General features: G+C 66.6%; 11 protein-coding genes. 5 read left to right on the top strand and 6 right to left on the bottom strand.

What is annotated here, in order from left to right:
- Positions 1-79: 79 nt before the first annotated feature.
- Positions 80-307, bottom strand: coding sequence for a hypothetical protein (locus DWA33_RS24895; protein ID WP_147270226.1), 228 nt, complete (start codon positions 305-307; stop codon positions 80-82).
- A 195-nt stretch (positions 308-502) separates the two neighbouring features.
- Complete coding sequence (locus DWA33_RS06500) at positions 503-4,225, bottom strand: tetratricopeptide repeat protein (protein WP_114357275.1); 3,723 nt, start codon at positions 4,223-4,225, stop codon at positions 503-505.
- A 485-nt stretch (positions 4,226-4,710) separates the two neighbouring features.
- Here DWA33_RS06500 and DWA33_RS06495 point away from each other — a divergent pair, with 485 nt between their 5' ends.
- Complete coding sequence (locus tag DWA33_RS06495) at positions 4,711-5,040, top strand: hypothetical protein (protein WP_114357274.1); 330 nt, start codon at positions 4,711-4,713, stop codon at positions 5,038-5,040.
- A gap of 24 nt (positions 5,041-5,064) precedes the next feature.
- On the opposite strand, the gene DWA33_RS06490 is transcribed toward DWA33_RS06495, so the two are convergent.
- The 4 genes from DWA33_RS06490 to fliL are packed head-to-tail and all read right to left on the bottom strand — an operon-like array spanning position 5,065 to position 7,970.
- Positions 5,065-5,832 carry a MotE family protein gene (locus DWA33_RS06490; protein ID WP_114357273.1) on the bottom strand — a complete coding sequence of 256 codons (768 nt, stop codon included), beginning with the start codon at positions 5,830-5,832 and terminating at the stop codon, positions 5,065-5,067.
- Complete coding sequence (locus DWA33_RS06485) at positions 5,829-6,254, bottom strand: DUF6468 domain-containing protein (RefSeq protein WP_114357272.1); 426 nt, start codon at positions 6,252-6,254, stop codon at positions 5,829-5,831. The genes DWA33_RS06490 and DWA33_RS06485 overlap by 4 nt, the downstream gene beginning before the upstream one ends.
- The gene (fliM, locus tag DWA33_RS06480; protein ID WP_114357271.1) at positions 6,251-7,453 is read right to left on the bottom strand and encodes a flagellar motor switch protein FliM; all 1,203 of its coding nucleotides are present in this window, start codon (positions 7,451-7,453) and stop codon (positions 6,251-6,253) included. The genes DWA33_RS06485 and fliM overlap by 4 nt, the downstream gene beginning before the upstream one ends.
- 7 nt (positions 7,454-7,460) lie before the next feature.
- Entirely contained in the window at positions 7,461-7,970 is a 510-nt protein-coding gene (gene fliL / locus DWA33_RS06475; RefSeq protein ID WP_114357270.1) for a flagellar basal body-associated protein FliL, read from the bottom strand.
- Between the two features lie 365 nt (positions 7,971-8,335).
- On the opposite strand from fliL, the gene flgF reads away from it, so the two are divergent.
- Genes flgF through flgH form a run of 4 tightly spaced genes read left to right on the top strand, consistent with a single transcriptional unit; the run spans position 8,336 to position 11,706 of the window.
- Positions 8,336-9,097 carry a flagellar basal-body rod protein FlgF gene (flgF, locus tag DWA33_RS06470; RefSeq protein WP_114357269.1) on the top strand — a complete coding sequence of 254 codons (762 nt, stop codon included), beginning with the start codon at positions 8,336-8,338 and terminating at the stop codon, positions 9,095-9,097.
- A 12-nt stretch (positions 9,098-9,109) separates the two neighbouring features.
- Positions 9,110-9,898, top strand: coding sequence for a flagellar basal-body rod protein FlgG (gene flgG, locus DWA33_RS06465; protein ID WP_114357268.1), 789 nt, complete (start codon positions 9,110-9,112; stop codon positions 9,896-9,898).
- A gap of 12 nt (positions 9,899-9,910) precedes the next feature.
- Complete coding sequence (flgA, locus tag DWA33_RS06460) at positions 9,911-10,942, top strand: flagellar basal body P-ring formation chaperone FlgA (protein WP_114357267.1); 1,032 nt, start codon at positions 9,911-9,913, stop codon at positions 10,940-10,942.
- A gap of 5 nt (positions 10,943-10,947) precedes the next feature.
- A complete protein-coding gene (gene flgH / locus DWA33_RS06455) occupies positions 10,948-11,706 on the top strand; it encodes a flagellar basal body L-ring protein FlgH (protein ID WP_114357266.1) in 759 nt (252 codons plus the stop codon).
- Positions 11,707-11,895 lie beyond the last annotated feature (189 nt).

Genomic DNA, 11,895 nt, shown 5'->3' with positions numbered 1-11,895 from the left:
TGTGAATGTTCATCCGGTCCCTCCCTGGATACTGAAGCATCGCAACCTCAGCATCCCCGGTCCGGACCGGATGGACAACCTAATGAAAGCTCACACCTAGAGCGACGGCAATGATCGCACCAAACAGCAGACGAAAATCGACGCGCGCCTCGCCGCGGAGGCTGCGTAGCTCCGTCTTGATATCGCCGATGTCGCGCTCGATGTGCTCGACGGCGGCTTCCAGCTTCGCGATCCGAGCTCCCATGCCATCAAATGTGCCCCCTCCGTCGGAGGGCTGCAAGGGTGTCGCAGTCACCTTCTGTACCACGGTCGGTCCGCCCAACGATTGAAGCGTGCGCGCCGATCCTACACTCACAACCGAGGATTGTGAGGTATTGTCATCCGGAGGCGGTATGAAGTCCTTTGACTAGGACCGTGGCACTCACTCCCACCGTTTAATCCCGGGGGCACCCCGAAGCGCTGCAAGCGTCCCGGTGGGCGGTTCTCGTGAAGTCAGTAACCGCTACCGCGCCGTCTGGATGACGCGGACCTTCGGCGGGATCTGAGGCAGCGTTCCGGTCGAGGTCATGTCGGCGCCGGGCGGGACGGCGCGGGCCGAGGCGTCGGGGAAGCGCTGCTTCATCTCGCGCAGGAAGCCCTCGAGCGTGTCGACGCTGGCGGCGATCTTGGCGATCGCCGCGAAAGCGGCGCTGTTGCCGGCGGTCGGCTGGCTGGCGATGTCGAACGCGGCGCGGTCGGCCGGATCGGTCATCAGCGGCGCGAACTTCTCGCGGAACCGGTCCAGCCCGAGCGAATCCTCGGCCAGCGCGTAGCCGACCACGGCGCGAACCACGTCGCTCTTCTCGGCCGCCGACAGCGGCGTGAAATCCTTCCAGCGATCGCCCAGATACAGCTCGATCTGCTCCGACGATTCCCGCCAGCGCCGCGCCGCCCAATACACGTCGGAGCGCAGCCTGATCGCCTCGCGGCCGCCGATGTTGCTGATGATATCGAGCGCCAGATCGTGGCGGCCGATATCGCTCTGCGCCCGCGCTTCCAGCAGCAGCCGCTGCTGACGCAGCTCGCCGGCGAGATCGGCGATCCGCGACGAGTGCAGCGCCCCGATCGCGCGATCCGGCTTGCGGTTCATCAGGTAGATCATCGCCAGCTTGGCGGCGACCTGGGCCCTGGCGGCACCTTCGAGCCGCTTGTCGACCTGGTATTGCAGCAGTTCGCTGGCCTGATCGAGCAGATCGACCGCGACCAGACGGTCGGCGAGCCTGCGGATCATCTCGTCGCCGCGACGGCCGATCGGCGTCAGCTCGCGATACTCGTAGAACATCGCCAGCGCCTCGATCGGCGGCAGGTCGTCGCCCTTGCTGCCGAGGAAGATCTGCGAGAACAGCGTGCGGGAGTCGTCCTGCGCCTTGCGCGCGGCTTCGGAGTTCGGCGCGAGCTGGGTCGCGACCCGCGCCGCCTGCAGCGACTCGCGATAGCGGCCGGCGTCGGCGTACATCTTCGACAGCAACTGCTGGGTGCTGACTTCGAGGTCGTCGCCGCGCCAGTTCACCGACAGCCGTTCCAGTTCGGGCAGCGCGTCCGCCGGCGTGAGTTCGTCGCGCTTCAGCCGCAGCAGGATGTCGCGGAACCGGGCTTCGGCGGCGGCCTGGCGATCGGGCGAGGCCATCGCCTCCTTGTATTTCTTCAGCGCGTCCTGCTCGCGGCCGAGCGCCTCGTCGAGCCAGCCGCGCATCACCATCACCTGCGGCCGGATTTCCGGCGACACTCCGACCAGATCGAAATCGGTGCTGAGCTTGGCGGCGCCGGAGTAATCGCGGACTTCGAGCGAGGCCCGCATCGCGGCACCGAGCACCGCGCGCTGGATGTCGAGCGGCAGCGCGGTGATGGCGAACTGCACGCTCTTCAGCTTCTCGCGCGCCTCCGCCCATTTGCCCTGCCGGGCCAGCGCCACGCCTTTCCACATCTGCGCGTCGTAGGTCGAGGCGATCGTCGGATTGGCGACGTCCTTCAGCGTCTGCTCCGGCCGCCACATCAGGGCGCTGGCGGCGGCGTGTCCCAGCATCGTCGCGGCGTCTTCCTGACCCGGCTTGCTGGCGGACAGCGCCAGATCGAGCACGCCCTTAGCTTCGGGGTACAGTCCACGCGCCATGTAGAACCGCGCAAGATCGAGCCGCGCCGGCAGCTTGTCGTCACCGTCGGCCACCGAAGCCGCCGCCAGACGGGCGTCCAGCATCTCGTTGAAGCTGCCGGTCTGATCCTTGTCCCATTGGCGGACGTCGAAGAACGGCCGCTCGGCGGTCGTATCGCCGTTGGTCTCGGGCGCCGACGACAGCGTCAGGCCGCCGGGCCGGGTCAGCACCACCGCATCGGCGGCGGCTTCGACGCTGACGTCGTCGGACCTCAGATCGATCACCACGCCGTGGATCGATTCCAGCAGATTGAACTCGACGAAATTCTGCCGCTTGATGAAGCCGCGCGGCGGCGGCAGCGCCGTCACCACGGTCAGCGTGTCGCCGGCATCGGGATCGGCCAGGCGTTGCACCTGGCCGATCGCGGGCAGCGCGATCGAGACGCTGGCGCGCGCCGGATCGGCAATGTTGCGGACCGCGGTGAGCGGCTGCGAGGCGGCGCGGCCGGCATCGGCGAGGATCACCGACCAGCTCCGGCCGGAGCCGTCTTCCTCGTTCAGCGTCGCGATCTGCGGCCGGCCGAGCTGGATGCGGATCGCCTGCCCGCTCGCGAGCGGCACCCGGCTGGCATCGGCGACCACCGCGCTGCCCTCGCGGCGGATCGCCGACAGGTCGAACGCCGCGGTGTTGTCGAGTACCAGCCACAGCACGTCGCCGCGGCGGAACAGCGCCGCCGGCGTCGGCGCCGCGAAGGTGAAAGCGAGATGCAGGCCGTCGTTGCGCATCCGCACTTCGACCGGCCTCGCGACGTTCGACACCGCCGGCTTGGCCGGCGGCGGCTCGGCCGCGGGAGCGCTCGCCACCGGCGCCGGTTGCGGAGCCGCCACGACGGGTTCGGCGGGCGGCGCGGGCGCCGCGATGCGGATCTCGGCAGGCGGCGCAGCGGCGGAAGACGGCCTGGCCGGCGGGCCGGCCAGAGACGGCGTCACCGAAGGCCCGGCCAGCGATGGCGGCGGAGTCGGCGCCGCGGTGACAGAGGCGGCCGGTGGTCGCTGCGGACCAGCCGGTGTCGCCGGCTTGGTCTGCTTCGCTTCGGCCGCGGCAGGGGCCGGCTTGGTATCCGACTTTTGCTCGGTCTCGGCCTTCGCCTCGCCGGCCGGCTTTGGCGCCGGCGCATCGGCCTGAAGGAACTGCTTCGGATCGAGCCTGCCGATCTCAGGCAGCTTCAGTGCCGACGGTCCCATGGTCTGCGGCGACTCCGAGCCGGAAGGCTGAAAGCCGACATCGATGATGAAGTTCTTCTCCTCGCGGAAGGAATGTACGTCGGCGCCACCGATCAACGTGAAGTCGACGGTGGAGTTGCCGCCGTCCATCGCCTGCGCGATCGAGGCGACGCTCGGCGGCGAGGCGAGCTGCGCGTCCGCGAGGTCGAAGGTCAGCGGCGTGTTGAACTGCACACTGAGCTTGCGATCGGTCAGGGTCGACGACACCCGCACCTCCGGCGGGACCTCGAACACGTAGCGCACGAAGGTCGGCTGCACCGAAGTTCGGACCCGGATCGGCGGCCGCTTCTTCACTTCGGCGGTGGCGCGCTGCGCCCGCAACGCCCGCTCGGCGGCGCGCGCCCGCTCGGCCAGTTCCTTGACGACGTCGGGCGGCAACCCGGGCGGCGCACCGGTCCAGTTCTCCGGCAACAGATCGACGAACAGTCGCTCGCCGGCCGCCATCGCGTTGACGGTGAGCTTGCGCGTCATCGCCAGGCGAATTGCATAACCGTCCGGATCGACGCGCGCCGAACCGATGTAACCGGATGCGGACTCGGCGAGCTTGTCGACCGGAATATCGACCGGACGCTTGAAGCGGATCACCACGATCAGCCCGGCAGTCGCAACATCGGACTCGACGTCTTCGGCGAGCTTGAGCAGCAACCGGCCGTAACCGCCCTTGGCTTCGAAGCTGGCTTCGCCGCGGACTTGCGCCGCAGCCGGCTGCGCGGTCAGCGCGGCAGCGATCAGCAGCGCGAGCGCCAGGCAGAGCCGTGCGACGCGCCTGACCAGCGCCTGTGACCAAACTCCAGCGGCAGCCATTCGCGCCATCCGTCGTGTCTTTCGGTCAACGACCCTGTCGTCTGCCGGTCTGAGCGGCTTCGCAGCTCGCAATCACTATACGCTTCGCGCATGCGGTCGGGCGCGGCGGAAGCGCACAGAACCGCAGCCTGCTGCCACTAGGGCACAGAAGCCGTTAACGGTGGTTTAACCATCGTCCGCCGCGGCAATAGCTACAGCAGTACCGCTGCAACGACTTCGCATGTTCGCAATCAGAGATTTAGATTGTCGACTTAAACACGTTTTTGGTAGTATTTACCAAAGTGGGGAGGATCCCCGTCCGAACATCCCTTCATGTGACCGTGACCGCTTCTGCCTTACCGCGACGCTGCTCTCGGCTGCCCTGGCGGCGGCCGTGCTCGGCTTCGACGGCTTGGGGCCGGCTCCCGCCGACGAGACAATGATCGACATCCGCAATGCGCGTGCGTCGCTCTGCGACGCGCGCGACGCCACTGGCAATCGGACCCGACCAAACCATGCTGCTGAAGGGACTCTACAAAGTCGAATTCGAAACGCCACGCCGCAAGGCGGTGGGAGTGATTTTCGCAGCAGACGGCCGATTGCGGGGCGGAAGTTCAGCCTTCGCCTATGTCGGGTCGTTCGAACAGAACGGTCAGACCATACGCGGCGCAGTCACCGCCCGGCGTCACACCATCGATCCCTCGATCCAATCGGTATTCGGCGTCGACGAGGTGCGGGTGGACTTTCACGGTTCGACCATCGGCGACTACGCACAGGTCGAGGGCATGGCGGCGGAGGCGCCTTCGCTCGGCTTCAGAGCGGTGCTGACGCGGATCTGCGACTAGGCTCGCTCGACACGTCCGGCTGGGTCAGGGTCGCGGCATCGGCCGGCCTTCGATCTTCGGCAAGACCGCGTTGGAGACGGCGACCGCGGCCTTGCCGGTCGCGCGGCGGGCCATTTCCACGGTGAGCTTCTCGGCGGCTTCCGCCGTCATCAGCCCGAGGATGTCGGACATCTTGCGCGGGGCGATCTGGGTGGCGATCTCGATCAGCACCGGCATCTCCAGCCGATCGAAGATCTTGGCGGCGTCCTTCGGCTTCATCGACTCGTACATCGTGACGATGCCCTTGAAGCGCGCGGCATCGGCCTCCGATTTCTCCTCGTTGGCCTTGCCGATCTGGCCCTCGGTCTGCTTCATCTCCTGGACCTTGGACTCGATCCGCTTCTCCGCGGCCTTCAGCAGGCTCTCGCGGATTTCGACTTCGCGGGCGCGGGCCTCGAGCTCCTGGCGACGCGCCTGCAGCCGCTCCAGAATGGCGCGCTCCGATGCGGAGATCGGCGGCGTTTCCGGCTCGGTCTCGGCCGGCTTGGTCTGCTCCGGCGCCGCCACCGCAGGCTTCGGCTCTTCTTCCTTCTTCTTCGGCGCGCTGGCCACCGAGCCGGTGATGTCGGGATCGACCGGCTTCCGACCGGGGAAGTTCAGGTTGTCCTGGGCCCATGACGGCTTGGTCGCATTCGGGTCGTAATCGAACACGTAGCCGCCATCGAGCACCAGTCCGGCGATCTTCAGCACCGCGAGGCCGAAGACCGCGACCAGCACCACCGGAAGGATGCGGATGTCCCGGAATGCGTTCATGCAGCCAAGCCGTTGTGTCGCCTACGCTCCGCGAACGCCTGCGCCGCCGCCGCGTTGGCCTGCGCCGCAGATACCGCCGGCTGCTCGCCCGCCGGCCGCGCCGCCGCGACGATCTTCGACAGTCGCCGCAGCACGTTGTCGCCTTCGCCGAGCTGCTTCTTCAACTGATCGGACAGCGCTGACGCGGCGGCGATGTCGCGGCCGAGATTCTCGTTGACCTCGCGCACCGTCAGCTTCAGCCCGCCGATCGCCCGCTCGGCGATCTCGGTGACGGTGATCAATTCGCCGATCGTCGCCTTCAGCGACGCTTCGTCGGCCTTCAGCCGCAACAGCCGTTTGTTGAGCAGCCAGCAATAGCCGACGGTGACGAGGAGCAGCACGGCGACCAGGCTTTCGATGACGATTGCGAAGGTGTGGCTCATTGTGCCTCCATCATTTTGCTCTGCTCGTCGGTGCGCTCGAACATCGCGTAGGTAGTGAGCGGCCTACGCAACGGCTTGGTGACGCGAATAGCGACGCGATCGCCGACCCGGCCCATCCGGCCTTCGGTCAGCACCACGTTGCCGCAGCGCACCGTCACGGTCGCGTCGGCACGCAACTCCAGCGGCAGGGTGTCGCCGACCTGCAGCGCCATCAGTTGCCGCAGCGGCAGTTCGGCTTCGTACAGCACCGCATCGACCGAAATATCCGCCTGCACGATCTCGGTGGCGAGATGACCTTCCCAAACCTGATCACGGCCGAACTTTTCGCCCATGAACATCTGCATCAACACGCCGCGGATCGGCTCGATCGTGGCGTAGGGCAGCAGCAGTTCGATGTTGCCGCCGCGGTCTTCCATGTCGATGTGCAGGCGGACCAGGATCGCGGCGTTGGCGGGCCGGCTGATCGCGGCGAAGCGCGGATTGGTTTCGAGCCGGTCGATCGAGAACGACACCGGCGAAAGCGGCCGGAACGCCTGCTCGGCGTCGGCGAGCACAACCTCGAGCAGCCGCTTCACCAGATTGGTTTCGATCGTGGTGTAGGGCCGGCCCTCGATCCGCAGCGCGGCCTGGCCGCGACGGCCGCCGAGCAGCACGTCGATCATCGAATAGATCAGGCTGGAATCGACGGTGGCGAGACCGAAGTTCTGCCACTCCTCGGCCTTGAACACGCACAGCACCGCCGGCAGCGGGATCGAGTTCATGTAGTCGCCGAAGCGGACCGAGGTGATGCGGTCGAGCGAGACTTCGACGTTGTCCGAGGTGAAATTGCGCAAGCTCGTCGTCATCAACCGCACCAGGCGGTCGAACACGATTTCGAGCATCGGCAGACGCTCGTAGGAGACCATCGCCGAGTCGATGATCGCGCGGATGCCGGAGTTCTCGTCGAGGTGCACTTCGCCGACGCTGAAGCCGAGGAGATTGTCGATCTCCTCCTGCGACAGCACCCGCTCGCCGCCGTTCTTGCTGCCGCCGAGATCGCGGCCGCCGTCCTCGACCATGGCGGCCCATTGCTCCGCCATCGTCCCGGTGAGTTCGTTTTCCGCTGCCGCCTTTGCCGCGGCCTCGGGATCCTCCGACGCCATGGAGGCTTCCCACTGGGCGGCAATTGCGTCCTGGTCGAGTTGGTCCTGGCCGGCCATGATCAGCTCACTGCACCAGCACTTCCTTGAACAACACGGCCGACACCTGCGCAGGCGCGATCGCCATGTTGACGCGGCGCGTCAGCTCCTCCTTCATCCGAAACATCCCGACCGAGCCGTTGAGATCGCCCGAGCGCAGCTCGCGCAGATAGGTCTGAAACAGGTCGGTGATCCGCGGCATGTTCGGCTTGATCTGCTCGACCAGCTTCTCGTCCTTCACTTCGAGCACGACCTTGGCCTTGAGATACTGCACCCGCTCGCCCGGCGTGCCGGCGAGGTTGACCATGATCTCCGGCACTTCGACGAAGCTCGGCGGCTTCACGGCCTTGGCGGCTTCGGCGTGGTGATCCTTGTCCTTGTCGTCATGGCCACGCATCAAGAAAAACCAGCCGCCGCCACCGCCGCCGATCAGCAGCAGGGCGGCCGCGGCGATGATGATGATGAGCTTCTTCTTGCTCTTCGGCGCTCCGCCTTCACCGGCGTCGGCGCCCTCTTCCGGTTTCTCTGCGTCCGCCATCGGCCGAATCGCCCGTGTCCTGAAATGCGAGCCGCGGCCGAGGCGAACCGTAAACGCGAGACTAACGCCGCCAGCGCCCAAGGCTCTGATTTCCCGACGCTATGTCGCAATGGTTAACGGAACCTTTCCGCGCCGCCCGGGACTAGGAAGAATTTGCCGCCCGGTATGGTCAACAAGACCTTTCTTGCCGCCTAACCCGGGGCGCCGGAAACAACTAAGTTACTGACTGACAACGATTTTATATGTTGGCACGAGGCTCGCAAGGTGTTCGGTGAGCCGCGCGCTTGGGAGAGCGCCTGCGGTTCGTACGATCCGCCGACGGTCTGGGAGGGCTTGGCGGCGGGTCATTGAAGGGAGAACCACCGATGGAGAATGCGCTTCTCGTCGGACTGTCACGGCAGGTCGTGCTCGAACGGCAGATGGATGTCGTCGCGAACAACCTCGCCAACATCAGCACCACCGGCTTCAAGGCCGAGCGGTCGATGTTTCAGGAATTTCTGAACACCGGCGCGCACGAAGACAACTTCGCGCGTCCGGACCGGCGCATCAGCTTCGTGCAGGATCGCGCCACCTTTCACGACCTGTCGACCGGCCCGCTGGAGCAGACCAAGAACCCGCTCGACGTCGCGATCGACGGCCAGGGTTTCTTGGTGGTGCAGACGCCGCAGGGCGAGCGCTTCACCCGCGACGGCTCCCTGAAGATCAATGCCCAGGGCCAGCTCGTGAACGGCTCCGGATTTCCGGTGCTCGGTACCGGCGGTCCGATCGTGATCCAGCCGACCGACAAGGAAGTCTCGATCTCGCCGGACGGCCGCGTCAGCGTCCTCGAAGGCACTTCGATCATCGACTCGCTGCGCGGCAAGCTGCGGGTGGTGTCGTTCGATCGGCCGCAGAGCCTGATCAAGGAGGGCGGCAATCTGTTCGCGCCGACCTCCGATCAGGGCACGCCGGACATCAAGTCGGTGCTGCGCCAGGGCTATGTCGAGAAATCGAACGTCAACTCGGTGCTGGAAATGACCCGGATGATCGAGGTCACCCGCACCTACACGCAGATCTCGGCGATGCTGCAGCAGCAGAGCGAGCTGCGCAAATCCGCGATCGAGAAACTCGGCGAAGTGCCGGCCTAACGGAGACCCACGATGCGCGCACTCTACACCGCGGCGACCGGGATGGCGGCCCAGGAGCTCAACGTCCAGGTGATCTCCAACAACATCGCCAACATGCGGACGACCGGCTTCAAGAAGCAGACGGCGCAGTTTCAGGACCTGATCTACGATCACGTTCGCCGCGTCGGCGCGCAGGCGTCCGACCAGGGCACGATCCTGCCGGTCGGTGTCGATATCGGCGGCGGCGTCAAGACCGTCGGCACGCCGCGGCTGATGACCCAGGGCACGCTGTCGCCGACCGGCAACGACCTCGACATGGCGGTGCGCGGCGAAGGCTTCTTCAAGATCCAGATGCCGGACGGCACCTTCGCCTACACCCGCGACGGCTCGTTCACCACCGACAACACCGGCCGCGTCGTCACCGCCGGCGGCAACCCGGTGCAGCCGACAATCACCATTCCGAACGGCGCGACCAGCATCACCGTCGCCTCCAACGGCCAGGTCTCGGTGACGGTCTCAGGCTCGACCACGCCGACCGTGCTCGGCCAGATCGGCCTGACCCGCTTCATCAACAAGGCCGGCCTGCAGCCGCAGGGCGACAACCTGTTCGTCGAAACGCCGGCCTCGGGTACGCCGCAGGACGGCATCGCCACCGCGGACGGCCTCGGCGACATCCTGCAGAAGACGCTCGAGCAGGCCAACGTCGAGGTGGTGACGGAAATCTCCGACCTGATCTCGGCGCAGCGCGCCTACGAGATGAACGCCAAGGTGGTCAGCGCAGCCGACCAGATGCTGCAGTCCACCGCCAACATGTTCCGCTGAGGGAGGCGTCAGATGATCCGGGCTCTCCTCCTCGCGGCAAGCTTCGCCGCCGCCGCCGGTGCCACCGCCTCCGGCCAGACAGTCGCTCCGCAGAGCCAGCCGGCCGCCGCGTTGCAGCCGAGCGAGGTGCTGAAAACACCGGTGCTGCGCCGCCACGTCGAAGTCACCGGCGAGCTGGTGCGGATCGGCGACGTGATCGACAACGCCGGCTCCGCCGCCAACATCGCGATCTATCGGTCGCCCGATCTCGGCACCACCGGTGCGCTGCCGACCGCGACCGTGCTCGCCGCGCTAAGCGCGCATCAGGTCATCGGGGTCGACACCCGCGACATCTCCGAAGTCACCGTGACCCGGCTCGCCCGGACGCTGGCGGCCAAGGAAATCGAGCAGCAGGTGATCCAGACCCTGCAGCAGCGCCACAATCTCGGCGCCGCCGAGGACCTGACCGTGAACTTCGACCGGGACATCGAGAGCAGGACGCTGCCGGCAAGCTATGCCGGCGCCCCGCAACTCGTCAGCGAGCGGTTCGACGTCCGCAGCGGCCGGTTCGACATCAGCTACGAGATCAACGGCGGCGAAGGCGCCGCCCCGGCTCGGCTCCGGCTCACCGGCACCGCGGTGGAAACCGTGATCGCCACCGTGCTGACCCGTCCGGTGCAGCGGAACGAGGTGATCAAGGCGTCCGATATCGTGACCGAGCGCCGGCCGAAGAGCGAGGTCGCCTCCGACGCCGCATCGCGCGATGCGGCGATCGGGATGCAGGCGCGGCAGACGCTGCGCAGCGGTCAGGTGGTGCGCAGCGCCGATCTCGCCAAGCCCGACCTGGTGACGCGCGATCAGGGCGTCACCCTGATCTATCGCGCCGCCGGCATCTATCTCACCGCGCGCGGCAAGGCGCTCGACACCGGCGCCGAGGGCGACGTCGTCAACGTGCTCAACCTGCAATCCAAGCGCACCATCACCGGCACCGTGATCGGCCGCGGCCAGGTCGCGATCACCGTCATCTCCCCGCGCATCGTCGCCAGTGCCACCAAACCCGAGTAACGTTCATGTCCAAGCCGGTACCGCTGCAACGCATCGTTCTGGTCGCCGCCCTGGTGGCGACGGGCGGACTTGCCGGGGGCTGCTCCTCGATCGATCGTCTCGCCGCGATCGGCGAACGCCCAGCGCTCACCCCGATCGAGAACCCGACCACGCAACCCGGCTACAAGCCGGTGCAGATGCCGATGCCGAAGCCGGAAGTCGCGTCCTACAACGCCAACTCGCTGTGGCGGAACGGCAGCCGCGCGTTCTTCAAGGATCAGCGCGCCGCCAAGGTCGGCGACATTCTTACCGTGACCGTGAACTTCACCGACAAGGCCAACATCGCCAACGAGACCCAGCGCAGCCGCACCAGCAAGGAAGACTCCGGCATCACCGATTTCATCGGCAGCAAGACGATCACGACCCCCGCGACCGCAGTGCTGCCGGGCCGTATCCTGACCACCGATTCCACATCGTCGTCTGACGGCAAGGGCTCGGTGCAGCGCCAGGAAGCGTTGCAGACCACGGTCGCCGCGGTGGTGACGCAGGTGCTGCCGAACGGCAATCTGGTGGTCGAGGGCAAACAGGAGATCCGGGTCAATTTCGAGATCCGCGAACTGATCGTCGCCGGCATCGTGCGGCCCGAGGACATCCAGAGCGACAACATCATCGACTCGAGCAAGATCGCGCAGGCCCGCATCGCCTATGGCGGCCGCGGCCAGATCACCGACGTGCAACAGCCGCGCTACGGCCAACAGGTGATGGACGTGCTGCTGCCGTTCTGATCCGCATGAACCCGAAAAGTGGACACCGGTTTTCGGGATCAGATCATGCGGACTCACCCAACGAGCTCCCACACCCGACCGCGAACCTAGGCGCGGTCAGGTGTTCCACGCGGCCTCCGTCCGGCTCTCCCTCCGGACGGAGGCCGCGGTCGTTTTGAAGCAGTGCAGGCGTCGCTGAACGTGCTAAGT

It is taken from the genome of Rhodopseudomonas pentothenatexigens, assembly GCF_900218015.1.
GTDB classification, from domain to species: Bacteria; Pseudomonadota; Alphaproteobacteria; order Rhizobiales; family Xanthobacteraceae; genus Rhodopseudomonas; species Rhodopseudomonas pentothenatexigens.
This window is presented reverse-complemented; position numbering and strand designations above follow the sequence as displayed.